We start from the raw sequence: 26,126 nt of genomic DNA, 5'->3' as shown, positions 1-26,126 counted from the left end.
GCACCAAAACGACAAGCCTCAGAACTGCAAAGTTCTGAGGCTTTTTCGTTTGTGCCGCCGTTGGTGTCGAGGTTTGTGCGGCGTCTTCGCCTGCTGCGGTGATCTGTGTGAAGATCGGCTCCCTATGAGCAAGGCTTTCACCAAGGAATCCGACGGCGACGACGATGATGAAGTCGGCCTGCCGCCCTTGCCGCCGGGCGGCAAGAACTACATCACGCCCCAGGGCTTCGCGCGGCTGAAGACGGAGCTGCTGGACCTGATCGACAACGAGCGCCCGCGCATCGTGGAAATCGTGCACTGGGCGGCCAGCAATGGCGACCGCTCCGAGAACGGCGACTATCTCTACGGCAAGAAGCGCCTGCGCGAGATCGACCGGCGCATCCGCTTTCTGACCAAGCGGCTGGAGATCGCCGAGGTGGTCGATCCCTCCGTGCATGCCGGCAGCGAGCAGATCTACTTCGGCGCCACCGTGACCTATGTCGATGACGAGGGCGAGGAGCGCACCATCACCATCATGGGCATCGACGAGGCCGACAGCGCACGCCAGCAGGTCAGCTGGATCGCACCCGTCTCGCGCGCCCTGCTCAAGGCCCGTGTGGGCGACGAGGTGGCCCTGCCCACACCCGCAGGTGTGCGCACGCTGGAAGTGCTGGAAGTCACCTACCCGGAGCCGGGCAGCGCCGCCGGGTGAGCGTTCAGGGCTGCAGTTTCTGCAGCAGCTCCAGCGTGGGATAGCCGTCGGCCACCAGGCCCTGGCTTTGCTGGAACTGGCGCAGGCCCGCGCGCGTGGCCGGGCCCATCACGCCATCGGCCGTCCCGGCTGAAAATCCCCGTTCGTTGAGCGCGGCCTGCAAGGCGCGCAACTGCTCGCGCGACAGCGGTGCCAGATCGCGCGGCCAGGCCGCCTGCACGCCGGGGCCGCCGGCCAGTTGCTGCGACAGCAGGCCCACGCCCAACGCGTAATTCACGGAGTTGTTGTAGCGCAGGATGGTGCGGAAGTTGGCTCCCACCATGAAGGCCGGCCCGCGCGCGCCGGCCGGTGCGATCACGCTGGCATCGGCCATGGCGGGCAGGGCGGGGCCGTCCACGGCCTGCACGCCTTCGGCCGCCCATTGCGCGCTGTCCTGGCGCACGCTGGTCTCGGCGCGTGCATGGTCAAAGCCTGCCGGCAGGCGCACTTCCACGCCCCAGGGCTCGCCCGTCTTCCAGCCCGAATGGGCCAGGTAGTTCGCCGTGGAGGCCGTCACATCGGGCAGGCTGCCCCAGATGTCGCGGCGGCCATCGCCATCGGCATCCACCGCATAGGCCAGGAACACGGAGGGCAGGAACTGCGTGTGGCCCATGGCACCCGCCCAGGAGCCGATCATGTGGGCCGCATCGATATCGCCGTTGTCGATGATGCGCAGGGCTGCAAGCAGCTCCTTTTGCGCCCAGGCGGCGCGCCGGCCGTCAAAGGCCAGCGTGGCCAGCGCATCGACCGTGGGGAAGTTGCCGAAGTTGCCGCCGAAATTGCTTTCCATGCCCCAGATGGCGGCGATCACCTCGGCCGGCACGCCATAGCGCTGGCTGGCCGACTGCAGCGGTGCAGCCGCTTCGCGCAGCTTGGCACGGCCCTGGGCAATGCGCTGGGCCGATACGGCGCTGTCCAGGTACTGCCAGGGCGTGCGCGTGAATTCAGGCTGCGAGCGGTCCAGCTGCACCGCGCGGCGCTGCAGCCGGGCAGGCTCCAGCGCGCTGCGCACGGTTTTCTCCGAGATGCCGGCGTCCAGCGCCTTGCGCGCGAAATCCCGCTTCCATGCTTCGAAGCTGGTGGCCTCGGCCTGCTGGGCGGCATCCGGCGCGGTGGTCGGTTCGGGCTGCACGGGCGCGACAGGCGCCGTGGGGGCGGGCATGGAAGGCGGCACTGTGACCGGCGCAGGCGCCGGCCGGGACGCGCAGCCGGCCAGCAGCACGGCGGCCAGAGCGGTGGCCAGGGCGGCACGGTTGAGCGCGGCGGGATGGCGGGCGGTGGGAAAGGCGTGGGCTGTGGCTTGGGCGGTGGCGTGTGCGTGGTGCATCCGGCCATTGTCTCCGCTGCGCCCCGGCTCGGAGTGCAACACGGTGTTTCTGCATTGGGCGTGCGGGGCCGCTATGCTGTGCGGCCATGACCGCCACCGCTCCGCCGCCATCACCATCCCCGGTTCTGCACGATGCCGCGCTGGCCCTGCGCGCCTTGCTGCCGCCCGGCCGGCGCTGGCTGGTGCTGACGGGCGCGGGCTGCAGCACGGGCTCCGGCATTCCGGACTACCGGGATCTGGAAGGCCAGTGGAAGCGTCCTCAGCCAGTGACGCTGCAGGCCTTCATGGGCAGCCATGCCACGCGCCAGCGCTATTGGGCGCGCAGCCTGCTGGGCTGGCCCGTGATGGCGCAGGCCAGGCCCGGCCAGGCCCACGCGGCACTGGCGCAGTTGCAGCGGCGCGGATGGATCGAAGGCCTGGTCACCCAGAATGTGGACGGCCTGCATACGGCAGCGGGCAGCGATGGCGTCATCGACCTGCACGGCCGCATCGCCGCCGTGCGCTGCATGGGCTGCGGCGCCGGCATGGAGCGCGCCGTGCTGCAGGCCATGCTGCTGGAGCGCAACCCCGGCTGGGCCGGCCTGAGCGCCCAGGCCGCGCCCGACGGTGATGCCGATCTGGAGGAGCGCGACTTCAGCCGCTTCGACGTGCCGGCCTGCCCGCACTGCGGCGGCGTGCTCAAGCCCGATGTGGTGTTCTACGGGGAAGGCGTGCCCAGCCAGCGGGTGCAGGCCGTGCGCGCCATGCTGCAGCAGGCCGGCGGGCTGCTGGTCGCCGGTTCGTCGCTGATGGTGTATTCAGGCCTGCGCTTTGTGCATGAGGCCGTGGCCCAGGGCAAGCCGGTGGCGGCCATCAACCAGGGCCGCATGCGCTCCGAGGATTTGCTGGCCCTCAAGATCGAGCAGGACTGCGGCCCGTTGCTGCAGCAGCTGGCCCAGGACCTGGCGCAATGAAAAAGCCCCGCAGGAGCGGGGCAGTGTTCATCAGGGGATGACGCGCGATGCGCGCACCACCGAGTGCACGCGGCGCAGGTTGCGCAGCGCGGACTCCACCTGCTGGTTGTCGTGCACCGAGATCACGAAGCACAGGTCCGTGGTGCTCATGGCCGCCTCGTCGGCCATGTCCACGCGCAGGATGTCCACCTCGGCGCCGGCCAGCTCGGCCGCCACGCGCGCGAGCACGCCCTTGCCGTTGTTGACGGTGACCACGATGCGGGCTTCGAACAGGCGCGCGGCATCCATGTCATCGGCCCACTCGACCACGATGAAGCGGTCCCTGTCCTTTTCCTGCAGGCGCTGCGCGATCTTGCACTGCGCATGGTGGACGATCAGGCCTTCGCCGCTGCCCAGGTAGCCCACGATGGGGTCGCCAGGCACGGGACGGCAGCATTGCGCGTAGTGGATGGAGCCCTGGTTGGAGCCGTCCAGCAGCACGGCACCCTGGAAGGGGCGGTTGCTGGAGTTGAAACGTTCGCGTGTGAGCAGCAGGGCGTCGGGCCGGTGGCCGTGGCGCGCCATCAGCGCCGTCAGGCGCGAGGCCACCAGCGACGCAATGCGCCGGCCCATGCCGATGTCCACCATCAGGTCGGCGCGGCTGCGGCTGCCGGCCATGCGCAGCACCTCGTCCCACAGTGCCTGGTTGGCCTCGTCGGCCGGCGGCACGGCATCCATGCCTTCGGCCCGCATGGCCTGGGCCAGCAGGTTCTCGCCCAGGCGGGCCGATTCGCTTTGCGCGGCCGACTTCAGGTAGTGGCGGATCTTGGAGCGCGCGCGGCCCGTCTTCACGAAGCCCAGCCAGGCCGGGTTGGGCGTGGCGTCCTCGGAGGTGACGATCTGCACCACGTCGCCGCTCTTGAGTTCGGTGCGCAGCGGCACTTCCTCGTTGTTGATGCGCGCGGCCGTCATGTGGTTGCCGACCTTGCTGTGGATGGCATAGGCGAAGTCCACCACGGTGGCGCCGCGCGGCATGGCCATGATCTCGCTCTTGGGCGTGAACACGTAGACGGCGTCGGGGAACAGGTCCACCTTGACGTGGTCCCAGAACTCGGCCGCATCGCGCGTCTCGTTCTGGATGTCCAGCAGCGACTGCAGCCACTGCGTGCCCAGCTGCTCGGAATCGTGGCCGGGCTGGGCCTTGTACAGCCAGTGCGCGGCGACGCCCGCTTCGGCGACGATGTGCATTTCCTCGGTGCGGATCTGGAACTCGATGTTCACGCCCGAGGGGCCCACCAGCGTGGTGTGCAGCGACTGGTAGCCATTGTTCTTGGCAATGGCGATGTAGTCCTTGAAGCGGCCCGGCATGGGCTTGTACATCTGGTGCAGCACGCCCAGCGCGGTGTAGCAGTCGATCACGCGCGGCAGGATGACGCGAAACCCGTAGACGTCCGTCACCTTGGCAAAGCTCAGCTGGTTCTTCTCCATGCGCAGATAGAGCGAATACAGCGTGCTTTCGCGCCCGGCCAGGCGTGCCTGCAGGCCTGCGCCGGCGAACTCCGCATTGACCTCGTCCTGCACGCGCTGGACCAGGTCGCGGCGACGCTTGCGCGAGCGGGCGATGGCCTTTTCCAGCGTGGCATAGCGCCAGGGGTGCAGGTGACGGAAGGCCAGATCCTGCAGCTCGCGGTAGGTCTGGTTCAGGCCCAGGCGGTGGGCGATGGGTGCGTAGATCTCCAGCGTCTCCGACGAGATGCGGCCCCACTTGTTGCGCGGCATGTCGCCCATGGTGCGCATGTTGTGGGTGCGGTCGGCCAGCTTGATCAGGATGACGCGCACATCGCGCGCCATGGCCAGCAGCATCTTGCGGAAGGACTCGGCCTGGTTTTCCTCACGCGTGTTGAACTGCAGCTTGTCCAGCTTGGTGAGGCCGTCGACCAGCTCGGCCACGTCCTGGCCGAAGCGCTGGGCGAGGTCCGCCTTGGTGACGCCGCAGTCTTCCATCGCATCGTGCAGCAGCGCGGCCATCAGGGCCGGCGCGTCGAGCTTCCAGCTCGCGCACAGCGCGGTGACGGCAATGGGATGGGTGATGTAGGGTTCGCCGCTGCTGCGCCACTGGTCGCTGTGGGCCAGGTCGGCAAAGGCATAGGCTTCGCGCACCTGCTCGATGCTGGTGGCATCCAGGTAACCCAGGTGCTCCATCAGTCCGGCAAAGGCATTGGCCGACACGCTCGCTGCCTGCTCTGCAGACATGCGCTCGGGCCGGGGTGTCGGTACGGGATCAGAGGGGGCTGTGAACGAAGTCAAGGCCGCTTTCATGACTTAAATGTAGCGTGCATGCGGGTTTGTGCAGGCTTCATGTAAAAAAAGCACCGCTGTGCGGTGCTCTTTGTGGGGCCATTGTGTTGCTTTGCAGCAAATCAGCCCGGAACCTTCTTCAGCATCTCCAGGCCGACCTTGCCTTCGGCGATCTCGCGCAGGGCGGTGACACCGGGCTTGTTCTTGGTTTCGATCCTGGGCGTGTGGCCCTGGCTCAGCATGCGGGCGCGGTAAGTGGCGGCCAACACGAGCTGGAAGCGGTTAGGGATCTGCTCCAGGCAGTCTTCAACAGTGATGCGTGCCATCAGGATCTCCGGGAAACGTCAGTTGGGTACAGAAATATTGAGAGACTCGAAGGTCTCTGCTCGGCGGCTGCGCTGAGCCGCATACTTGAGGCGCTGGGCGTGGATGATCGTCTTGAGATCAAACAGTGCGCTCTCGAACAATTCGTTGATTATAACGAAGTCGAATTTCGCCACCTGGGCCATCTCCTCGGCCGCGTTCGTCAGGCGCAGCTCGATCACCTCGGGCGCATCCTCGCCCCGGTTTTCCAGGCGTGCGCGAAGCTCGTCCCAGCTGGGCGGCAGGATGAAGATCAGAACGGCGTTCGGAAACGCCTCCTTGACCTGCAGCGCGCCCTGGTAGTCGATCTCCAGCAGCACGTCGGTGCCGACCTGGATGCGCTCTTCCAGCGCCTTCTTGGCCGTGCCGTAGCGGCGGCTGTGCACATTCGCCCATTCGACGAAGGCGTTGTTCGACACCATGGTGTCGAATTCCTGGTCGGAGACGAAGTAGTACTCGCGGCCGTGCTTTTCCTGCCCACGCGGCGCGCGGGTGGTGTGGGAGACGGAGGGCGAGACGCGCGCATCGAACTCGCGCAAGGCTCGCACCAGGCTGGACTTGCCGGCCCCGCTGGGGGCCGAGACGACAAAAAGGTTTCCGGGGTAATCCATGGATTTGTGCGCAGTTTGGTTACGCATGGGCATCTGTGATGGGCTTATTCGATGTTCTGCACCTGCTCGCGCATCTGCTCGATCAGCACCTTCATGTCCACGCTGATGCGGGTCAGCTCCAGCGTGGCGGACTTGGAGCCCAGCGTGTTGGCTTCGCGGTGCAGTTCCTGGATCAGGAAATCCAGGCGCTTGCCGATCTCGCCGCCCTTCTTGAGCAGGCTCTGGATCTCGTCCAGGTGCGAGTCCAGGCGGGTGACTTCTTCCGCCACGTCGATGCGGATGGCAAAGGCCGTGGCCTCGGTCAGGGCGCGGTCCTGGGCGGCTTCGGGCGCCACGGCGCCTTCGGCCAGGGCCATCGCTTCCTTCCAGCGCTCCATGAAGCGCAGGCGCTGCTGCTCCACGAGCTGGGGCACCAGGGGCGTGGCGTCTGCCGCGAGCTTGCGCAGCTGGGCGATGCGGTCCAGCAGCATGGTGGCCAGGCGCTTGCCTTCGCGGGCGCGGGCTTCCAGCAGTTCGGTCAGGGCCTGCTCTGCCAGCGTGGGCAGCACGCTGCTCCAGTCGATGGCCGAGTTGGCGCCGCCGCTGGCCAGGCGCAGTGCGTCGGAGACGGACAGGCTGCGAGCGTCGGGCAGCCATGACTGGACGGTGTCCTGGAGCATGGCCAGGCGCTGCAGCATGGCGGTGGAGGGGTCGGGCAGGGAGTTGCCGTCGTCGTTGTCGATGGCGGCGCGCACTTCGACCTTGCCGCGCTTGAGGCGGGCGGTCAGAAGGGCCCGCAGGGCCGGCTCATGGGCGCGCAACTCGTCGGGCAGGCGGAACGAAAGATCCAGGAAGCGGCTGTTGACCGAGCGGATCTCCAGACCGAGCCGGCTGTTGCGGCCCGACGCTCCACCATCTTCTGCGGACGCGCCGTGCTGGGCACTGGCGTATCCGGTCATGCTGTAAACTGGCATTGGACTTTTGATGGATGCTTGCAATTGCCCGATTATCCGGGTTTCGCCTCATCCCTGAGACTCACCGGAGAAAAATGTCTTCCAAGATCAAGCCGGCGCCATTGCCGCCAGGCAGCACGATCGGCGGCTATCGGGTGGTGCGCAGGCTTGCTTCCGGCGGTTTCGGCGTCGTTTACCTGGCCTTGGATGCAGAGGGCAAGCAGGTTGCGATCAAGGAATACCTGCCCGCATCGCTGGCCACCCGTGCCCCCGGAGAGTTGCAGCCCGCCGTGGCTCCCGAAAAGCTTTCACTGTACCGCCTGGGCCTCAAGAGCTTCTTCGAGGAAGGGCGTTCCCTTGCACAGATCTCGCACGCTTCCGTGGTCAGCGTGCTCAACTTCTTTCGCGAGAACGAAACCGTCTACATGGTGATGAACTACCTGGAGGGTGCCACCCTGCAGGACTTCGTTGTCACCGCGCGCGAGCTCAAGGCCGAGAAGGTGTTCCGCGAATCGACCATCCGCTCGCTGTTCGATGAGGTGCTGCGCGGCCTGCGCATCGTGCACCAGCACAAGATGCTGCACCTGGACATCAAGCCGGCCAACATCTTCATCACCAATGACGACCGCGCCGTGATGATCGACTTCGGCGCGGCGCGCGAGGTGCTGTCCAAGGAGGGCAACTTCATCCGCCCCATGTACACGCCGGGCTTTGCTGCGCCCGAGATGTACCGCCGCGATGCGTCGCTCGGCCCCTGGACCGACATCTACGCGATTGGCGCCTGCATCTATGCCTGCATGCAGGGCTTTCCGCCCAACGAGGCGCCGCAGCGCCAGGACAAGGACCGGCTCACGCTGGCGCTGACCAAGCTGCGCGGCGTGTACTCGGACAACCTCATCGAAGTCGTCGAGTGGTGCATGGCCATGGACCCGGGTTCGCGCCCGCAGTCGGTGTTTGCGCTGCAAAAGGAATTGAGCCGCGAGGGTGAGCGCCGCTACACCAAGCTCAGTGTCTCCGAGCGCATGCGCCTGCAACTGGACACGCTGGTGACCGACGCCAAGAAGAACATGCAGAAGATCAGCGGCGCGGCAGGCCTGCCGGCCGTCGGCCAGGAGCGCAAGCCATGAGGTTTTCGGTATTTCAGCTGAGCCGCCGCGGCGGCCGGGCGCTCAATGAAGACCGCATGGGCTACTGCTACACGCGGGAGGCCGTGCTCTTCGTGCTGGCCGACGGCATGGGCGGCCATCCCGAAGGCGAGGTCGCCGCGCAGCTGGCGCTGCAGGTGATGTCCGTGCATTTCCAGCGCCAGGCCAAGCCGCTGCTGGACGATCCGCAGGGCTTTCTGGTCGATGCGCTGCTGCACGCGCACCGGCAGATCCTGCGCTACGCCAGCGCCAAGGGCATGATCGATACGCCGCGCACCACGCTGGTGGCGGCCGTCATCCAGAAGGGCAAGATCACCTGGATCCACTGCGGCGACTCGCGCCTGTACCTGGTGCGCGGTGGCGAGCTGTTGGTGCGCACGCGCGACCACTCCTATCTGGAGATGGGCGAGATCGCCGCGCAGCTCAAGACATCCAGCCGCAATGTGCTGTTCACCTGCCTGGGCTCGCCGTCCAAGCCCATCTACGACGTGACCGAGCCGCGCCGGCTGGAGCAGGGCGACAAGCTGCTCCTGTGCTCCGACGGCCTGTGGGGCAGCGTGGACGAAGGGCACCTGATGCGCACCCTGCACGGCCGCACCGTGTCCCAGGCCATCCCCCAGCTGGTGGAAACGGCGCTGCGCAACGCGGGCGATGCCAGCGACAACGTCACGGCCATCGCCATGGAGTGGGAGACGCCCGACGCCTTCGAGTCCACCATGGGCATCTCCACCCAGGACATCGAGAACGACGCGTTTGAATCCACGATCCAGGGGGGGCCAATCGAAGACCTGGAAGATGAGCTGGATGACGCTGCCATCGAGCGCTCCATCGCCGAGATCAACGAGGCGATACGCCGCTCGGCCGAGCGCCAGTTCAAGCGCTGAACGCCGCTGCCGGCCCGCAGCAGCGGTGCCGGTGGCGCGCATGGACTACCGAACCTATTGACGACAAAGGGCGCACGGGCGCCCGACTGGATTTCTACGATGAAGATTGTGTTGGCCTCCAACAACCGCGGCAAGCTCGCCGAGCTGCAAGCCATGTTCGCCCCGCTGGGCGTTGAACTGATTCGCCAGGGCGACCTGTTCGAGGGCGAGGCGCCCGAGCCGCATTGCACCTTCGTGGAGAACGCGCTGTCCAAGGCCCGCTTCGCGGCCGAGCGCACGGGCCTGCCCGCCATTGCCGACGACGCCGGCATGTGCGTCTCGCATTTCGGCGGCCTGCCGGGCGTGGACACGGCCTACTACTGCACGCAGTTCGGCTACGAGAAAAGCGACGACAACAACGTGCGCGCCCTGCTGGAGCAGATGCAGGGCGTGGCCGACCGCCGCGCCGCCATGGTCAGCACCCTGGTGGGCGTGCGCAGCGCCAGGGACCCCGAGCCGCTGATCGCCATGGGCCGTGTGCTCGGCGAGATCACCACCGAGCGCCGTGGCACACAGGGCTTCGGCTTCGACCCCGTGATGTACATCCCCGAGCTGGGCCAGACCTTTGCCGAGATGGACCCGGCCGTGAAGCACGCGCACAGCCACCGCGGCCGCGCCACGCTGCAGATGATCGAACTCGTGCGCGAGCGCTGGGTGCGATGATTCCCATCCAGCCCCAGGATTCGGCCTCCGGCGCCCAGGCCGCCGTGCAGCGCGACATCCAGCACTACATGCGCCCCGGCACGCTGCAGCTGGGCAGCCTGCCGCCGCTGTCGCTGTATGTGCACCTGCCCTGGTGCATTCGCAAGTGCCCGTACTGCGACTTCAACTCGCACGAGCATGGCCGCGACGGCCCCGAACTGCCCGAAGACCGCTACATCGACGCCCTGGTCGCCGACCTGGAGAGCGCGCTGCCGCTGATCTGGGGCCGCACCGTGCACAGCATCTTCATCGGCGGCGGCACGCCCAGCCTGTTCGCGCCCGAGTCCATCGACCGGCTGCTGGCCGCCATCCGGGCGCGCCTGCGCATGGAGGCCGACTGCGAGATCACCATGGAGGCCAACCCCGGCACCTTCGAGACCGACCGCTTCCGCGCCTTCCGCGCGGCCGGTGTCACGCGGCTGTCCATTGGCGTGCAGAGCTTTGACGACCGCCTGCTGCAGGCCGTGGGCCGCGTGCACGACGGCGCCCAGGCGCGTGCGGCCGTGCGCGAGGCGGCCGACAGCTTCGAGACCTTCAACATCGACCTGATGTACGCGCTGCCCGGCCAGACCGAACTGGACCTGGCGCGGGACCTGGACGTGGCCATGTCCTTCGCCCCGCCGCACCTGTCGGTCTATCACCTGACCATCGAGCCCAATACGTATTTCGCCAAGTTTCCGCCGGCCATCCCCGAGGACGACCTGGCCTACGACATGCTGGACCGCATCACCGCGCGCACCGCTGCCGCGGGCATGCAGCGCTACGAGATCTCGGCCTATGCGCGTGAGGGCCACCAGTGCTGGCACAACCGCAACTACTGGCAGTTCGGCGACTACCTGGGCATAGGCGCGGGCGCGCACAGCAAGCTCAGCTTTGCGCACCGCATCGTGCGCCAAGTGCGCTTTCGCGATCCCGCGCGCTACATGGACCAGGCCCTGGCCGGCGCGCCGCTGGCGCAGGACGGCGAGGTGCGCCGTGCCGACCTGCCCTTCGAGTACATGCTCAACGCGCTGCGCCTGCGCGAAGGCTTTGCGCTGCAGGACTTCATGGAGCGCACGGGCCTGCCGCTGTCGTCCATCGCCAAGGGGCTGGACGCCGCACAGGCCAAGGGCCTGATCACGCGCGACCTGGGGCGTGTGGTGCCCACGGAGCGGGGCTTTGACTTCCTCAGCGACCTGCAGGAGCTGTTCCTGGCGGAGTGAGCGGGCCAACGACGATTGAAAAAGGACGCCTCGGCGTCCTTTTTTCGTCCAGCGCCACCGCGCAATCGGTCGGCGATCAGCCGCAGCGCACGGCCACGATGCGGCCTGTGCCGTCGACCACCAGGTTCAGGCGTTCCTGGTTGAACTCCATGGTGGTCGGCTGGCCTTCGCGCAGCACGCGGGCCATGTAGGCGCCCGACTGCTTGCGGGCGGCCTCCAGCGTGGCCGAGGTATTGCTCTTGCCCACGAAGGACTGCGCCGATGCCGCATTGCAGACCTGCACGGGGCGCGGGGCCGGTTGCGCCGCGCCGCCGCTGCTGCCACCAAAAGGATTGCTCATGCCGGCGCAGCCTGCCACCAGGGTGGTGGCGCCCAGCAGGGCCAGGGCGGCAAGGCGGCGTTGGAGGGCGGGGGCGGTCATCGGCATGGTCTGTCTCCTCGATTCATGGGGTGTTGCTGCGCAGTATCAGGGCGGGCGCGGGCGCGCTGCCTCGGACAATGCCGCATACCTTAGCCGGGCTGAGCCGGGCCAAGGCGAAGCCGAAGGCATGCGGAAGTAACAGGTGGCAGCAAAGGCTTCAGCGCCGCGCGCTGCGGCCTTCCGCGGGGGCGTGGTGGAAGACCGTGGCCTCCATGCCCATGGCGCGTATCTTGGCGGCCGCCTGATCGGCGCTGCGCTGCTTGGCAAAGGGGCCCGAGCGCACGCGCACGATCTCGCCCTTGTTGCTGTGCAGGGTCTGGCTGAGCGTGGGCAGCTTGGCTTTCTCCAGCCGCTCCACCACGCGCCCGGCATTGCCTGCTTCAGAGAACACGCCGATGTTGATGTAGTAGTTGCCCGGCTCCAGAGCCGCCGAGGCGGCCTTGGCAGGTGCCGGGGCCGGGGCCTTTGCGACGGGTTCGGCGGGCTTGGCGGGCTTGGCTGGTTTGGTTTCAGCCGCCGCCTTGGAGGGCTTGGCGGGCGCTGGCGTGGCTGCGTGCACGGACGCAGGTGCAGGTGCAGGTGCAGGTGCAGGTGCAGGTGCTTTGGCTGGCACCAACGCGGCCTTGACGGGAATGGCTGCCGCTGCAGTGGCCGCGACGGCACCCGCAGCGCCGGCCGCTGCCACGACGGGCATGGGTTCGACCGTGCCGGAGACGGTGCTGCCGGCGGCGGGCAAGGGCGCTTGCGGATCAAGGCGCGCCTCGGTCTGGGCAGCCGGCTCTTGCGGCTGGGGTATGGGGGCGGGAGTAGGGGCGGGTGTGGGCGCCGGTTCCGTCCTTGGCGCTTCAACGGCAGGTACGGCTGCGGCGGGCGTTGGCGCCACGGCTGGTGCAGCTGGCGAAACTGGTGCAGCGGCCGGTATGGCTTCGGACGGGATCACCTCGGTCTGTGCCGCCATGAAATGTGGCATGCCCGACAGCGCCCAGATGCCTGCACCGGCAGCGGCGGCAAGCACCGCACCGGCCGCCACGGCCAGCCGCTTGCGCAGGGGCGTGGCCGCGCGGCGGGCCAGGCGTTCGTGCGCTGCGGCCATGTTGGGGGCCTCGCCAATGGCTTGCAGCGTGTGGCGGCGCACATGGTGCCAGTACAGGGCATTGGCGCCCAGGCCGGGAATGGCAATGGCCAGCAGGATCAGCGTGGCATCGATGCCGTGGGCAATGGCCGGGGGCAGGCCCAGCGCGGGGCGCAGCAGCAGCCCCCAGACCAGGCCCGTGCCGCCGGCGGCCAGCGCATAGAGGCCGCCCTCTTGCCACAGCCCGCGCAGCCCGCACCAGGGCAGGGTGAACAGGCCTGCGGCCAGATTCCAGGTAGGCAAGGGCTTGCCCAGCGCGTCGAAGCGCTCGAACAGGCGCAGGTAGTAGTCGCGTGAGGGCTCGCCAATCAGGCTGGCGTACAGGCCCGGCATCAGGCCGGTGCCCTGTCCGCCGGTGAAGCTGATGACGCCGGAATGTGCGCCGGCGCCTGCCCGCTCGTTGGGGGCCGCGGCGTCATCGCCGTGCTGCAGCGCATAGACTGCGGCGGCGAAGGCGCTGGCTATCGAGGGCGGCAGTTTGCTGGGGCTCTTGGGAGAGTCGGCCGTGTCGGGCCTGCTGGAACTGCCGGGCTCGGCAAAGGCGGGCTCCTGCCGGGCAGGGGCCGCCTGCCTTCCGAAATCGATGGTGGCGGGAGGTGCTGAGATGGCGTCTTCCGATGGGGCGGGCATGTCAGCAATTGTGTCATGCACTCATGGCTGTCGGAATCACGACATTCGGGCGGATCGATCGGGTGAATCAATCGGTCAGATCCATCGCGCAGATCCATCGCGCAGATCCATCGCGCAGATCAATCGCGCAGATCAATCGCGCAGATCAATCGGGCCGATCCATCGGCCCCGATCGATCTGCCGTTGCCATCAGGCCTGGCGCGCGGGCAGCACGGTGGCGCGGCACTCGCCGAAGCCGATGCGTGCGGCGCCCGGCTTCTCGCACCAGCCGCGCAGGATCACGGCATCGCCATCCTGCAGGAAGGTGCGGCTCTCGCCATTGGCCAGGGCCACGGGCTTCTTGCCGCCTTCGGTCAGCTCCAGCAGCGCACCGGCCTCGCTGGAGGTGGGGCCGGACAGCGTGCCCGTGCCCAGCAGGTCACCGGGCTGCAGGTCGCAGCCGTTGACGCTGTGGTGGGCCACCAGCTGGGCCATGGTCCAGTAGGCGTGGCGGTAGCTGGTGTGGGTGATCTGCTGGGCGGCCTGGCCTTCGGCGCGCATGCGGCCGGTCTCCAGCGCCACGCTCAACTGCACGTCGAACGCGCCGCGCTCGGAATTGGCGGACGAACTCAGGTAGGGCAGGGGCTGGGGATCTGCGGCGGGCCGCGTGAAGGCCGTACGGTAGGGCTCCAGCGCCTCCAGCGTCACGATCCAGGGCGAGACCGTGGTGGCGAAGTTCTTCGACAGGAAGGGGCCCAGCGGCTGGTACTCCCAGGCCTGGATGTCGCGCGCCGACCAGTCGTTGAGCAGGCACAGGCCGAAGATGTGGTTCTCTGCCTCGTCCATGGAAATCGCCTCGCCCCAGGCGTTGCCAGCGCCGGTGTAGATGCCCATCTCCAGCTCATAGTCCAGGCGTGCGCAGGGCTTGAGCGCGGGCGCTGCGGCGTCGGGCGCCTTCAGCTGGCCCATGGGGCGGCGGAAGTCCACGCCCGACACGCGCAGGCTGGACGCACGGCCGTGGTAGCCAATCGGCACCCACTTGTAGTTTTCCATCAGCGGGTTGTCCGGGCGGAACAGCTTGCCGACGTTGGTGGCGTGGTGCACCGAGGTATAGAAGTCCGTGTAGTCGCCCACCTGGGCCGGCACCGTGTATTCCACGTCGGACTGGGCCACCAGGCAATCCTGCAGTGCCGCTTGTGCGGCAGCGCCTTCGCGCAGCGCGCGCGACAGCGCCAGGCGCAGGGCCGACCAGGCGGCAGGTCCCATGGCCATGAAGCCGTTCAGGTGCTGTTGCGAAGCGGCTTCCAGCTGCGGCTGCACGGCATCGCCCAGGGCCTTGAGGGCGCTTGCGCGCGCCAGGTCCAGCACCTGGTCGCCAATGGCCACGCCGCCGCGCCAGGCCTCCTGGCTGCCTGCGCGGCGGAACACCGCGTAGGGCAGGTTCTGGATGGGAAAGTCGCTGGCGCCGGTATTGGCCGAGGCCACCCAGCTGCGCAGGCCTGCGTCATGGGTTTCGTTCAAGGACATCTGTCTCTCCTGGTTGGGTTTGTCTGTCGTTGGTCTGAAAAGGGGTTTGGCGGGGCAGGGCGAGGCGTGGCGGGGTCAGGCGGCGGCAAAGCCGCCGTCCATGTTCCAGTGTGCGCCGCGCACCTGGGCGGCCTGCTCGCTGGCCAGGAAACCGGCCAGCGCCGCCACCTGCTCCACGGTCACGAAGGCCTGGGAGGGCTGCTTGGCGCCCAGCAGCTGGCGCGCCGCCGCTTCGGCATCCAGCCCTTCGCGCGCTGCCAGCGCATCGATCTGTCGTTGCACCAGTGGCGTCAGCACCCAGCCGGGGCAGATGGCGTTGCAGGTCACGGGCGTGGTGGCGAACTCCAGCGCCACCGACTTGGTCAGGCCGATCAGCCCGTGCTTGCTGGCCACATAGGCCGGCTTGCGCGCCACGCCCACCAGCCCGCTGACCGAGGCGATATTGATGATGCGGCCCCAGCCGCGCTCCAGCATCTGCGGCGCGCAGGCCTGGATGGCGTGGAAGGGCGCCGAGAGGTTGACGGCCAGCAGCTCGTCCCACTTGCCGGCAGGGAATTCGAGCAGCGGGCTCACATGCTGCATGCCTGCGTTGTTGACCAGGATGTCGATGGGCCCCAGCTCGGCCGCAATGCGCTGCGCCAGCGGCGCGATGGCGCTGCCGTCGCGCAGGTCCAGCCCGTAGTGGCGCACCGGCACGCCATGCGTTTGGGCGATCTCGCGCACCAGTGCATCGGTCTCGGCCGATGCGGCGGCCTGGCCATGCAGCGCGATGGCCGCGCCCTCGCTGGCCAGATGGCGCGCCACGGCCAGGCCGATGCCGCTGGTCGAGCCGGTGATCCAGGCCACGCGGCCCGCATGCGGGCGACAAGCCGGGGAGGAGGGGGTGGGGTTCATTTCAGAAGATCCATTTCCATATGCACGTACTCGCTGAGAAAGCGCACCCGCGCCCAGTAAATCAGCAGCCCATCGGCGTTGCAGGCCCAGCGCAACGCCTGCATCAGCGGCGTGCCCAGGGCCACGCCCAGGTGCTCTGCGGCCAGTTCGTCGGCCGGCGCCACGCTCAGGTGCTGGCGCGCCACGGCAATGCGCGAGGGGTCGCTGCTCAGGGCCACGGCCAGGGAGCTGCGCTCCAGCTGGGCCTCGATCTCGGGGAACAGTTGCTGCTCCAGGTACAGCTGCGACAGGCAGAACCGCGCCGCGTCATGGTCGTACACGCGCAGCAGGTGCACGTAGGCGGGGGCCATGCGGCCCACGTCGGGGAAGCCTTCGGGAATCGGCGGCAGGCAGTCGCGCCCGGTGTGCAGGGTGATCTGGCCGATGTGGGCGCCAAAGGCCACCAGCTCCTTCCAACTGGTGGGCAGCAGAAAGGACGGCGGCTTGTAGGGCGCCGCAATCACCCGCGTGCCGCCGCGCTTGCGCGTGAGCAGCAGGCCCTCTGCCACCAGGGCGCCCAGTGCCATGCGCACCGTGGTGCGCGACACGCCATGCAGCGCCTCCAGCTCCTGCACCGTGGGAATGGCGCTGCCTACGGGCCAGGCGCCCGTGGACACCTTGCTGCGGAACAGCCGCGCCAGCTGCAGGTGCAGCTTGTCCCGGCCTTGTTGAGAGGCCGACGCGGTGGAGTTGGAGGGCATGGAGGCAATAAAGTATCTATTCAGTGCTTTTATTTTCACACAAAGCGCCAGCCCTGACAGCCTGTGCTGACGCCCATCGTTGACAAATGTCTTCAATTGAGCAGGCCGAATGACTTTTAAACTGCGGCCCTTTTTCGGTTTTTCGTTTTCGTTTTTTGAATGTTGGCCAGAGCGGCCGTTGGGTATTTCATGCAGCAGCAACATGCTTGGGAGTTTTTTCGCGCCGGTGGAGTGGACCAGGTGGTCATCCGCACCGGGCAGGACATTGCGCACATCGGCGAGCTGGACCAGAAGCTGTGGGTGGCCCTGGCCTGCCCCACGCGCGGCATCGAGTTCGACAGCGACACGCTGGACCTGATCGACGAGGACAAGGACGGCCGCATCCGCCCGCCCGAACTGATCGCCGCCTGCCAATGGGCCGTGGCGCGCGTGCGTGACCCTCAGGTGCTGGCCGATGGCGGCGACGTGCTGCAACTGTCCAGCCTGGAGCGCGACAGCGAGCAGGGCGCCCTGCTGCATGCCGAGTCCGAGCGCATGCTGGCCCTGTCCGGCCAGGCCGGCGGCGCCGCGCTGAGCCTGGCCCAGGTGCGCGAGCGCCTGGCCTCCCTGGCGGCCATGCGCTTCAATGGCGACGGCATCGTCAGCCCCGCCACCGCCGGGGACGACAAGGCGCTGGCCGCGCTGGTCGAGCGCATCGGCAAGGCCTATGGCACGGCGGCGGGCGCCGATGGCGTGGCCGGCATCGCACGCAAGCAGGCCGAGTCCTTCTATGCCGACCTGCGTTCCCTGCGCGACTGGCATGCAGGCGCCGAGGCCCTGGGCTGCGGCATTGCCGAGCGCGACCAGGCCCTGGCCGCCGCCCGCGCCGTGGACGCGGTGCAAGCCAAGGTGGACGACTTCTTCGCACGCACGCGGCTGGCCGCCTTCGACACGCGCGCGCAGGACCCGCTCAACCCCTCCATCGAAGGCTATGCCGCCCTGGGCCGCGAAGTGCTGGACAGCGGCGCCCAAGCCATTGCCGCCCTGCCGCTGGCCGCCGTAGCGGCCGACCGCGCGCTGCCGCTGGCCCAGGGCGTCAACCCCGCCTGGGCCGGCGCGCTGCAGGCCCTGCGCGAGCAGGCCGTGCAGCCCGTGCTGGGCGAAGACCTGCAGGAGATCACCGCCGCGCAGTGGGAGCAGGTCAAGGCCGCCCTGCAGCCCTGCCGCCAATGGCTGGCGGCCCGGCCCGCCACGCCGCTCGATGCCCTGTCGCAACAGGAGGTGCAGGCGCTGCTGGACGGCGGGCAGGAAGCCGCGCTTCTGGACCTCATCGCCCAGGACGAGTCCGAGAAGGAACACAGCCTGCAGGCCGTGGCGCTGGAAAAGCTCATCCGCCTGCAGCGCGACCTGCTGGTGCTGCTCAACAACTTCGTCTCGTTCAGCAGCTTCTACCGGCGCGAGGGCGCGGCTTTCCAGGCCGGCACCCTCTACCTGGATGCGCGCAGCTGCGACCTGACCGTGGAAGTGAGCGACACGGCCGCCCACGCCGCGCTGGCCGGCCGTGCCAAGACCTGCCTGGCCTACTGCGAGCTCCGGCGCGAGGGCAAGAAGAAAGCCATCGTCGCGGCCTTCACGGCCGGCGACGTGGACTTTCTCTTCGTGGGCCGCAACGGCGTGTTCTATGACCGCGCGGGCAACGACTGGGACGCCACCATCGTCAAGCTCATCGAGAACCCCACCAGCATCGGCCAGGCCTTCTTCCTGCCCTACAAGAAATTCCTGCGCATGGTGGAGGAACAGGTGGCCAAGCGCGCCTCGGCCAAGGAAGAGGGCGTGACCGCCAGCCTGGGCACACAGGCCGGCCAGCTGGTCACGGCGCCCGGCACCGCTGCGGCCAACGCCACAGCCGCCACGGCTGCGGCCGCACCGCGCAAGACCGATGTGGGCACCGTGGCCGCCCTGGGCGTGGCGCTGGGCTCCATCAGCGCCGTGCTGGTGGGCATCTTCGGCAAGTTCATCGACCTGGGGCCCTGGATTCCCGTGGCCCTGGTCGGCCTCATCGCGGCCATCTCCGGGCCCAGCATGATGATTGCCTGGCTCAAGCTGCGCCAGCGCAGCCTGGGGCCCATCCTGGACGCCAGCGGCTGGGCCATCAACGGCCGCATGCGCATCAACCTGCCGCTGGGCCGCAGCCTGTCGCAGACCGCCAAGGTGCCGGTGGGTGCACGGCGCACGGCGGGCGACCCCTATGCGGAAGGCAACGGCCTGCGCAACACCCTGGTGGCGCTGGCCGTGGTGGCCTTGCTGGCGCTGATGGCCTGGCGCCTGCACTGGGTCGATGGCCTGCTGCCCGCCGGCTGGCAGTACGGCGCGGCACCGGCCGCTGTGCCGGCCGTGCCAGAGTCCGCACCGGCACCTGCACCGGCGGCTCAGTAAGTCGATGCCAAGGGGCGGGCAAACCACTTGCCCCGCCCCGGTCGGGAAGCCTCAAGGCGCGACAATAGCGCCATGACCACCCCCACCCACGTACAACGCAGTGCCGTGCCCCTGAGCACGCACGACACCACCCGCATCGACGACCTGCGCATCAAGGCCGTGCGCCCCCTGATCACCCCGGCCCTGCTGCAGGAATGGCTGCCCGCGCCCGAAGCCGCGCAGCAACTGGTGGAAACCAGCCGCGCCGCCATCTCGGACGTGCTGCAGGGCCGGGACGACCGGCTCATCGTTGTCGTCGGACCCTGCTCCATCCACGACCACGACCAGGCCATGGACTATGCGCGCCAGCTCAAGGCCCAGGCCGACGCCCTGGCCGGCGAGCTGCTCGTGGTCATGCGCGTCTACTTCGAGAAGCCCCGCACCACCGTGGGCTGGAAGGGCTACATCAACGACCCGCACCTGGACGGCAGCTTCGCCATCAACGAAGGCCTGGAAATGGCCCGCGCCCTGCTGCTGGACGTGCTGGCCCTGGGCCTGCCCGTGGGCACGGAATTCCTGGACCTGCTGTCGCCGCAATTCATCAGCGACCTGGTCAGTTGGGGCGCCATCGGCGCGCGCACCACGGAAAGCCAGAGCCACCGCCAGCTGGCCAGCGGCCTGTCCTGCCCCGTGGGCTTCAAGAACGGCACGGACGGCGGCGTCAAGGTGGCCAGCGATGCCATCCAGGCGGCCAGCGCGCCCCACGCCTTCATGGGCATGACCAAGATGGGCCAGTCCGCCATCTTCGAGACCCGCGGCAATGGCGACTGCCACGTCATCCTGCGCGGCGGCAAGCAGCCCAACTACGGCGCCGAGCATGTGCAGGCCGCCTGCGCCCTGCTGGAAGGCGCAGGCCTGCGCCCGCAGGTCATGATCGATGTCTCCCACGCCAACAGCAGCAAGCAGCACCGCCGCCAGATCGACGTGGCGGCCGACGTGGCCCAGCAGATCGCCGGTGGCGATGCCCGCATCACGGGGCTGATGGTCGAAAGCCACCTGCAGGAAGGGCGGCAGGACATCGTGGACGGCCAGCCGCTGGCGCATGGCGTGTCCGTGACCGATGCCTGCATCAGCCTGGAGCAGACCGTGCCTGTGCTGGAGCAGCTGGCTGCGGCGGTGAAGGCGCGGCGGGCGAAGCTGCGGGGGTGAGTTGACTGGCCGGGTCTGTTTTGGACCCGCGTCAGGCAATGGGGCAGTCCTGTCCTTCGGCAGGACTGCAATGCAATCGCCACAGCGCAGTGGCATGCATATGAGCCGCCGATGTAAAGCAGGGTCGGCAGACTGCGAATTCCATTCAGGCGCTGGTGCAGCCCAGGCTGTGCATCAAGACTTTCAGATCAGTCCGATTGCATCATGTATTTTTGCAATGAATGATTGATTTATTCATATCGGATTAAAAGATTCTTCTATTGCTGCATCCAGATGTATTTCGAGGATTGCACCAATATATTTGGCCGCCATTGTTATGGTGGTCCATATTCCGGGATGAGAGGGGCGAAGGACAAGGGAAATGAATGGCTCTATCAAAGAAGAGCAGGATCTTCATTTCAAAGAATTCGAGTCATATATCATGGGTTTTGATTCTGAGGAGGAGGGATAGGTATGAGGCCTGGTGATGCAAAGCGGGTATTTGATCTTGCAGTTGGACGCGCCGCCCCACCGCTTGCCTCCATGGTCACCATTTTTGCCATTAGTTTTTATAGCTCGACTCTCGTTGCCCAATTCAGCATAGCCCTTTCCTTTGCATCACTTTTCTTTGTGTTGCCAGCGAGTATTGGTGCGATCTTTTTTTCGGAAATGTCTGCAAGCAAAGATAAGGAGCAATCGGACTCACTCATCAGTTTGCTGTTTTGGCTGGTATTCCTGTACACCGGGTTTTGTTTTATTTTGGTGTATTGGCTTCCTGTTATCTCGAAAACCCTGATATCCGGTTTGCCAGAGGAGCTATTGGATGGAGCCATATCCCAGGCAAGATTGATAATTCTGTGTATTCCCTTCTTCGGAATCATCAATGTATGCGGCTGCGTTCTTGAGTCAAGATCACATACTGCCATCGTTGCAAAATTCAGAATGTGGCAGGTTTTTTTCCATGCAGCATGTGTGATTGTTGTGCTGGCGCTGCTTGGGAAGAATGAGTGGATGAGTGACGATTCGGTCGCTCTGGCCTATCTGTTCAGTGACATCATTTTTTCCGTTGCCGCATATGCTTTGATGCGGAAATACGGTCAATTCAGTTTTTCATTCAATTTTCGTGGATTGCCTGGCAGAAGAATATTTTCCGTTTTGATCCCTGGCTATGCCAATGCTTTCTTTGGGAAATATCTGCTTTATATATTGTCAATGTCTGTTGCAGGGCTGGGTGCAATGTATTCTGCAATTCAATCTCAAGCTTCTGCCATATTGCTGTTGGCAGAGCTGCCTGCCATGGGAGTCTGTGCTCTTCTGGCAATGGAGATATCCAAAAATCGTGGAAAATGGGCAGTGCAATTTCAGTTCATCAAAGATTCGTCGTCATTGATGATTTTTTGTGCCATTATTCCAGTTGTTGCATTGTCTGTATTCATGCTGTTCTATGAAATATCGGAAGCGAATGGTTCTGAAATTGTAGGTGAGGGTTTCCTTTCCTTGTTGTGCAAAGGAGTTACGGATGTGGTGTTCTTCTATGCGGCAGCAATTTCTGGTGGGCTAGGTCTTTATTGGTCGTCAAGAATCATTTTTTGGACTATTTATGCAGTGATATTTTTTGCCCCAATGTCATTGGGCTTCCATGGCTCCAGTTATTCCATGATCAACTATATTTTCTCGTTTTCTTCTCTCGTGTCCTGTGTGATGTTGGTATTGCTTATTCACAATAGGCGAGGGTCTCTATCTGAAGAAAAGATTGGCTTGAAGGAACGCTTGTAGCCGTGGTGGCCTTGGCGAGGTCGTCTGCCCTTCGACAACCTTGCAGCCCCGCAACCGCCACGACGCAGGCGCTGACATACGGGGTGGGGAGACCGGGGGATCGTTCTCAGGCCCGCACGGGCCTCGGCTCCAGATTGCGCGCCGTCCCCAGCCAGGTCGCGCAATGCGTTTCATGACCATCCTCGGCCACCGCGTACAGGTCCGCCGCGCAGATGCTGAGCACGCGGCCGGCATCCACCACGCGGCCGCGCGCCCGCAGGTGGGTGCCGCGTGCGGGCGCGAAGAGCTTCACGCTGCCGTCCACCGTGGCATTGGCCCAGCCAGCAGGCAGCAGCGAACCTGCGGCCGACACCGCCGCAAAATCGCCCAGCGCAAAGATCGCCGTGGCCTGCAACTGGCCCGGCTGAAAGCACAGGGCATCGGCAATGGGCATCTCCAGCTCGGTGGCGCCGGGCTCGGCTCGCACAAAGCGCAGGCCCAGGGTGTGCGCCATGGGCATGGCCAGCACGGCCTTCTGCAGCGCCTGGGTGGATGGGGTGGGGTGCGTGGTCGGCTCAGTCATGGCTTGTCTCCTTCGTGGTGGGTGAAGCGGCACGGCGCACGCGCGGCCAGGGCGCGGCGGGTTTGTCGGGGGTGCTGGCTGGGGCCGGTGCCGTCTGCGCCAGATCCCGCTCGGCCTGGCGGGCGCGCAGCCACTGCACATGGTCCAGGGCCTGGGCGCGCTGGGCCTGCAGCGCGGCGATCTGTTCGTCTATCTCCTGCACGCGCTGCTGCACGGCATCGGCCAGGTCACCGGGACCTATGCGCCCCGCACGCCAGGCGCGCAGGTTCTCCGCAATGCGCGGCAGCCCGAACCCCAGCGCGCGGGACATGGCGATGAACACCACCTCGCGCCGGGCCGAGCGCGGATAGTCGCGGTAGCCATTGGGCAGGCGCCGGGGCTTGAGCAGGCCCGCGCGCTCGTAGTGCCGCAGCGCGTGGATGGAGACGCCCGTGAGCTGGGCGAGTTCGGAGATCAGCATGTGCCAAGGCTAGCAAGGCTTGTGCTGGACTAGGGTTGGGGAGGTGACAGGTTTTTTCTATCGCTGTCTCTTGGCAGTCGTCTTCAAGCCGGCTGCGCGGCAGGCCTCATCACGCGCGCCGTGAACCGGGCCATGAACTCGCGCGTGGCAACGCGGGCGCCCAGGGCCGTCAGGTAGTTGGCGCAACCGTGCACCACCGAGGCGCGGTTGTCGTCGAAAGCTTTTAGCCCCAGGCGAACCACGTCTTCGCTGGATGCTTTTTTCCCGAAGGATGCGGCCTCGCCGGCGCGGGCAAAGAACGCCGTGTCGGTAGCGCCCGGGCACAACGCCAGCACGCGCACGCCGCGCGGCCGGTATTCGGCCCAGAGCGCTTCGCTGAACGAAAGGACGAAGGCCTTGGTCGCGGCGTAGACCGCCATGTACGGGACCGGCTGAAACGCTGCCGTGGAGGCGATGTTGATGACGCCGCCCTGGCGCTGCTCCAGTGCGGGGAGACACAGGTGCGTCAATTCCACCAGGGCTCCCACATTCAGATCGATGGCCTCCCGCTGCATGGCCAGCGCCAGTTCATCAAACCTGCCGTGGGTGCCGAAGCCCGCGTTGTTCACCAGCAGATCCGGCAGCAGGCCCCTGGCGCTGACGGCATCGAAGACCCGCCGGGCCGCCCCGGGTGCGGCCAGGTCCTCGACCAGGAATTCGGCGCCGGGCAATTCGCTGGCGAGCTTCTCGAGCCTGTCGCGGCTGCGCGCGATAAGCACGACTTTGGCGCCACGGCGGGCAAGCTCCCTGGCGAATACTTCGCCGATGCCCATGGAGGCACCGGTCACCAGGACGGTTTTCTGGGAGAAATCAAAAGGGGTTTTCATGCACTCGAGTATTGCGACGGGGTGCCCGGCTGGGAATGGGCAGCGCTGGTAAGCTGATTTGCATTCATGAAAAACCAACCGCCCACCACCTGGGATGACCTGCGCGTGCTCCTGGCGCTTCACCGCTACCAAAGCCTGCTTGCCGCAGGCGCTGCCCTGGGCCTGTCCACCTCCACCGTCGCGCGGCGCATCGAGGCGCTGGAGCAATCCCTGGGCCGCGCCCTGGTACACCGCAGCAGCGCAGGGACGACGGTCGAGCCCGATGCGATGGAACTGGTGGAGCTGGCCGAGCAGTTCGAGCTGGGACTGGGCGGCATCAAGCGCGACGACCGGCCCGATGAGAAGGCCCATGCGCTGACCGGCACCATCCGCGTCAGCATGGGCGAGGGCTTCGTGAAGCCCGTGACCGCCGTGCTCTCGCAGTTGAGAAGCGCGCACCCCGGGCTGCATATCGAAGTGGCCGTGGAGTCGCGCTTCACGGATGTCGGGCGGCGCGAAGTGGATGTCGCGCTCCGGGTCGGGCGCTCCAGCTCGGCCGTGGTGGTGGAGAAATGGGCGGGGCAACTGACGTTTGGCCTGTACGCCTCGCACGGCTATGTCGAGCAGCGCCTGCCGGGTCGCCACCTGCGCGTGCAGGACTTCGCCTGCCACGACTTCGTGGGACAGGACCTGGCCACCGGCCGGCAGGACGCCTCCAACCTGTGGCTGGCCAGCCGGGGCGCCACCCGGTTCGTCTTTCGATCCGGCTCCGACCTGGCCCGCCAGGAGGCCACGGAGCAAGGTCAGGGCATCTGCCTGCTGCCCGACGCCATGGCCCATCCCGTGCCCGGCCTGGTGCGGCTGGAGGTGGATGCTCCACTGCCGTCCTGCCCGGTGTACCTGGCCTATCACCGCGACCGCCGCAACGTGCCGGGCGTGCGGGCGGTCATTGACGCGCTGGGTGCGGCGCTGGCCGATGGGCTGCAGCCGCCCGCAGAAAAGGCGAATGCGGCCAGCCCCGCTGCGAAGCCATGACAGGCACGGTCTTTCCTGCCCTTTCAAGGCGAGGGCGCGAACGACGTACCCGGTGAGCAGCCAGGACCATCGTTGGTCGTTGATCCCAACGAAACATGAATGGGCCTTTGCTGGCGCGGAACGACCCGTTGTCGTCGTTCGTGCCTCGGTGCCTGCAACCCCTCAATCCCTGAGCAAGCGCGCCTTCACCGTTCGCCCCTTGATCTTCCCGCTATTGAGCCGGGCAACCACGTCATGGGCAATCTTGCGGTCCACGGCCACATAGGTTGCGAACTCGGTGATGGCGATCTTGCCCACTTGCTCGCGGGTGTAGCCGAGCCGCTCAAGATTGGCGAGCGTCGCAGGCGAAAGCGCAAGTTTTTCGAAGGAATGGGGGGGGGAGCCGAGGGGGCAGTCATGGCGGCATTTTTGTTTTGGCGCTCTCAAGACCGAGGTGCGGCACGTTGGTCACTGAGAAAGAACAGGGGCTTGCTGGGCCATTGCCGGCATGTGCGAGAAGACGGCCAGCGGGGTGCTGAAGCCATGGAGGGTCGAGATCTGTCATGGGGCTGCCGGCGATGGCGTCGGCGTCGTCCAGACTCACCACGGACACAGGTCGGCACCGGGGATGCCGTGGGCTTCAACGCGGGCGTTCTGCGCCGCGATCCACTCGCCATATTCGGCTTCGAATGCCTTGCTGCAGGTGGCGCTACCCGCGTCGTCGTGCCTGGCTTGCAAGGCCATGTACTGCTCGACCGAGAGGATGACCGTGTCGACTTGACCCGCCTTCTCGACGAACACAGGCCCGCGCTTGGCTTGCGCGCAGAGGCTGCCAAAACGATTCTTGGCTTCGGTGGCGGTTACGTGCATGGTGGAAATCCTCCGGTGATTGGCTGTTTTGGCTAATCCAACCACCGCGCGGGAAGGGCCTCGGAGTGAGTTTGCCCCTGTATTCCCGCCCCCCGACTTATTCGCAATCAAGCGCTTGGTCAGTCCCTGCGGCCTGTTGTCACCTGAACTCCCGAGGCGAACGCATTTCCAGCGAATAATGCGGATGCATCTCGCACCGGCGCGCCTGGCAGCCATTTGGACCAGCACTGCTGACCGCTGTTGCGGGGGGGGGGGCATACCGGCTGGGCCAACCCCTCCGCCTTCGTCCGCGCCGTGCGCGATGTCTTGGATGCCCCCTGATCCTGGCTGGCGGACTGTCCGACGGCGTGGCACCGCGCGCCGCACGCACTCTGGGCTGTGACCTGGGCTCCATGGGCACCCAGTTCATTGCTAAGTGCGAGACCCTGGCCAGTGACACCTATCGCCAGAAGCTTGTCGAAAGCTCGCTGTGCGACGTGATGCTCACCCGCTGCATCAACTCCGGGAACTCACACTTTCACGTGCGCTT

Annotated in this window: 24 protein-coding genes and 1 pseudogene; 10 read left to right on the top strand and 15 right to left on the bottom strand. The window is 66.6% G+C overall.

Going from position 1 to position 26,126, the window contains the following annotated elements; all coding sequences use genetic code 11:
- The first annotated feature begins 124 nt into the window (after positions 1–124).
- Positions 125–691, top strand: coding sequence for a transcription elongation factor GreB (gene greB, locus IAE24_RS26305; RefSeq protein ID WP_013803797.1), 567 nt, complete (start codon positions 125–127; stop codon positions 689–691).
- Positions 692–695: 4 nt separating this feature from the next.
- On the opposite strand, the gene IAE24_RS26300 is transcribed toward greB, so the two are convergent.
- Positions 696–2,057, bottom strand: a complete 1,362-nt coding sequence (locus IAE24_RS26300) for a lytic murein transglycosylase (protein ID WP_199962500.1) — start codon at positions 2,055–2,057, stop codon at positions 696–698.
- Positions 2,058–2,143: 86 nt separating this feature from the next.
- Between IAE24_RS26300 and IAE24_RS26295 the strand changes: the two genes are divergently transcribed.
- On the top strand, positions 2,144–3,010 hold the full coding sequence (locus IAE24_RS26295) for an NAD-dependent protein deacetylase (protein WP_199962501.1): 867 nt from the start codon (positions 2,144–2,146) through the stop codon (positions 3,008–3,010).
- A 30-nt stretch (positions 3,011–3,040) separates the two neighbouring features.
- On the opposite strand, the gene IAE24_RS26290 is transcribed toward IAE24_RS26295, so the two are convergent.
- The 4 genes from IAE24_RS26290 to IAE24_RS26275 form a co-directional block, all read right to left on the bottom strand.
- A complete protein-coding gene (locus IAE24_RS26290) occupies positions 3,041–5,308 on the bottom strand; it encodes a RelA/SpoT family protein (RefSeq protein WP_012203951.1) in 2,268 nt (755 codons plus the stop codon).
- Positions 5,309–5,409: 101 nt separating this feature from the next.
- A complete protein-coding gene (rpoZ, locus tag IAE24_RS26285) occupies positions 5,410–5,613 on the bottom strand; it encodes a DNA-directed RNA polymerase subunit omega (RefSeq protein WP_012203952.1) in 204 nt (67 codons plus the stop codon).
- Between the two features lie 18 nt (positions 5,614–5,631).
- Positions 5,632–6,261, bottom strand: a complete 630-nt coding sequence (gmk, locus tag IAE24_RS26280; protein WP_013803794.1) for a guanylate kinase — start codon at positions 6,259–6,261, stop codon at positions 5,632–5,634.
- Positions 6,262–6,305: 44 nt separating this feature from the next.
- Positions 6,306–7,199, bottom strand: coding sequence for a YicC/YloC family endoribonuclease (locus IAE24_RS26275; RefSeq protein WP_063326985.1), 894 nt, complete (start codon positions 7,197–7,199; stop codon positions 6,306–6,308).
- An 89-nt stretch (positions 7,200–7,288) separates the two neighbouring features.
- On the opposite strand from IAE24_RS26275, the gene IAE24_RS26270 reads away from it, so the two are divergent.
- From IAE24_RS26270 to hemW, 4 genes are all read left to right on the top strand, one after another.
- A complete protein-coding gene (locus IAE24_RS26270) occupies positions 7,289–8,320 on the top strand; it encodes a serine/threonine protein kinase (RefSeq protein ID WP_012203955.1) in 1,032 nt (343 codons plus the stop codon).
- Positions 8,317–9,222, top strand: coding sequence for a PP2C family protein-serine/threonine phosphatase (locus IAE24_RS26265; protein WP_012203956.1), 906 nt, complete (start codon positions 8,317–8,319; stop codon positions 9,220–9,222). Before IAE24_RS26270 ends, IAE24_RS26265 begins: the two co-directional genes overlap by 4 nt.
- A 99-nt stretch (positions 9,223–9,321) precedes the next feature.
- Complete coding sequence (gene rdgB / locus IAE24_RS26260) at positions 9,322–9,924, top strand: RdgB/HAM1 family non-canonical purine NTP pyrophosphatase (RefSeq protein ID WP_012203957.1); 603 nt, start codon at positions 9,322–9,324, stop codon at positions 9,922–9,924.
- Positions 9,921–11,165, top strand: a complete 1,245-nt coding sequence (hemW, locus tag IAE24_RS26255) for a radical SAM family heme chaperone HemW (RefSeq protein ID WP_012203958.1) — start codon at positions 9,921–9,923, stop codon at positions 11,163–11,165. The genes rdgB and hemW overlap by 4 nt, the downstream gene beginning before the upstream one ends.
- A 76-nt stretch (positions 11,166–11,241) precedes the next feature.
- Here hemW and IAE24_RS26250 read toward each other — a convergent pair whose 3' ends face one another.
- From IAE24_RS26250 to IAE24_RS26230, 5 genes are all read right to left on the bottom strand, one after another.
- Complete coding sequence (locus tag IAE24_RS26250) at positions 11,242–11,592, bottom strand: I78 family peptidase inhibitor (protein ID WP_012203959.1); 351 nt, start codon at positions 11,590–11,592, stop codon at positions 11,242–11,244.
- A gap of 151 nt (positions 11,593–11,743) precedes the next feature.
- A complete protein-coding gene (locus tag IAE24_RS26245) occupies positions 11,744–13,348 on the bottom strand; it encodes an SPOR domain-containing protein (protein ID WP_200016402.1) in 1,605 nt (534 codons plus the stop codon).
- Between the two features lie 189 nt (positions 13,349–13,537).
- Positions 13,538–14,854 carry a fumarylacetoacetase gene (fahA, locus tag IAE24_RS26240; protein ID WP_199962344.1) on the bottom strand — a complete coding sequence of 439 codons (1,317 nt, stop codon included), beginning with the start codon at positions 14,852–14,854 and terminating at the stop codon, positions 13,538–13,540.
- A 75-nt stretch (positions 14,855–14,929) separates the two neighbouring features.
- On the bottom strand, positions 14,930–15,748 hold the full coding sequence (locus tag IAE24_RS26235) for a 3-hydroxybutyrate dehydrogenase (protein ID WP_199962345.1): 819 nt from the start codon (positions 15,746–15,748) through the stop codon (positions 14,930–14,932).
- Positions 15,745–16,488: a GntR family transcriptional regulator gene (locus tag IAE24_RS26230; protein ID WP_199962346.1), complete on the bottom strand. Its 744-nt coding sequence runs from the start codon at positions 16,486–16,488 to the stop codon at positions 15,745–15,747. The genes IAE24_RS26235 and IAE24_RS26230 overlap by 4 nt, the downstream gene beginning before the upstream one ends.
- A gap of 189 nt (positions 16,489–16,677) precedes the next feature.
- Between IAE24_RS26230 and IAE24_RS26225 the strand changes: the two genes are divergently transcribed.
- From IAE24_RS26225 to IAE24_RS26215, 3 genes are all read left to right on the top strand, one after another.
- Positions 16,678–18,903 (top strand): hypothetical protein, encoded by a 2,226-nt coding sequence (locus IAE24_RS26225; protein ID WP_199962347.1) that lies wholly within the window; start codon positions 16,678–16,680, stop codon positions 18,901–18,903.
- Between the two features lie 72 nt (positions 18,904–18,975).
- Positions 18,976–20,091, top strand: a complete 1,116-nt coding sequence (locus IAE24_RS26220; protein WP_012203965.1) for a 3-deoxy-7-phosphoheptulonate synthase — start codon at positions 18,976–18,978, stop codon at positions 20,089–20,091.
- Between the two features lie 453 nt (positions 20,092–20,544).
- A complete protein-coding gene (locus IAE24_RS26215) occupies positions 20,545–21,846 on the top strand; it encodes a multidrug transporter MatE (protein ID WP_199962348.1) in 1,302 nt (433 codons plus the stop codon).
- Between the two features lie 106 nt (positions 21,847–21,952).
- On the opposite strand, the gene IAE24_RS26210 is transcribed toward IAE24_RS26215, so the two are convergent.
- From IAE24_RS26210 to IAE24_RS26200, 3 genes are all read right to left on the bottom strand, one after another.
- Positions 21,953–22,408: a PaaI family thioesterase gene (locus tag IAE24_RS26210; RefSeq protein ID WP_199962349.1), complete on the bottom strand. Its 456-nt coding sequence runs from the start codon at positions 22,406–22,408 to the stop codon at positions 21,953–21,955.
- Positions 22,401–22,868: a MerR family DNA-binding transcriptional regulator gene (locus IAE24_RS26205; protein ID WP_183020242.1), complete on the bottom strand. Its 468-nt coding sequence runs from the start codon at positions 22,866–22,868 to the stop codon at positions 22,401–22,403. The genes IAE24_RS26210 and IAE24_RS26205 overlap by 8 nt, the downstream gene beginning before the upstream one ends.
- A gap of 83 nt (positions 22,869–22,951) precedes the next feature.
- Positions 22,952–23,734: an SDR family NAD(P)-dependent oxidoreductase gene (locus tag IAE24_RS26200; RefSeq protein ID WP_199962350.1), complete on the bottom strand. Its 783-nt coding sequence runs from the start codon at positions 23,732–23,734 to the stop codon at positions 22,952–22,954.
- 66 nt (positions 23,735–23,800) lie between these two features.
- Here IAE24_RS26200 and IAE24_RS26195 point away from each other — a divergent pair, with 66 nt between their 5' ends.
- Positions 23,801–24,748: a LysR family transcriptional regulator gene (locus IAE24_RS26195; protein ID WP_199962351.1), complete on the top strand. Its 948-nt coding sequence runs from the start codon at positions 23,801–23,803 to the stop codon at positions 24,746–24,748.
- A gap of 162 nt (positions 24,749–24,910) precedes the next feature.
- On the opposite strand, the pseudogene IAE24_RS26190 reads toward IAE24_RS26195, so the two are convergent.
- Both IAE24_RS26190 and IAE24_RS26185 read right to left on the bottom strand, forming a co-directional pair.
- A pseudogene (locus IAE24_RS26190) lies at positions 24,911–25,066 on the bottom strand (DbpA RNA binding domain-containing protein); the annotation flags it as partial.
- Positions 25,067–25,327: 261 nt separating this feature from the next.
- Positions 25,328–25,597: a type II toxin-antitoxin system prevent-host-death family antitoxin gene (locus IAE24_RS26185; RefSeq protein ID WP_199962352.1), complete on the bottom strand. Its 270-nt coding sequence runs from the start codon at positions 25,595–25,597 to the stop codon at positions 25,328–25,330.
- Between the last annotated feature and the right edge of the window lie 529 nt (positions 25,598–26,126).

It is taken from the genome of Delftia sp. S65, from assembly GCF_016516495.1.
GTDB classification, from domain to species: domain Bacteria; phylum Pseudomonadota; class Gammaproteobacteria; order Burkholderiales; family Burkholderiaceae_C; genus Comamonas; species Comamonas acidovorans.
This window is presented reverse-complemented; position numbering and strand designations above follow the sequence as displayed.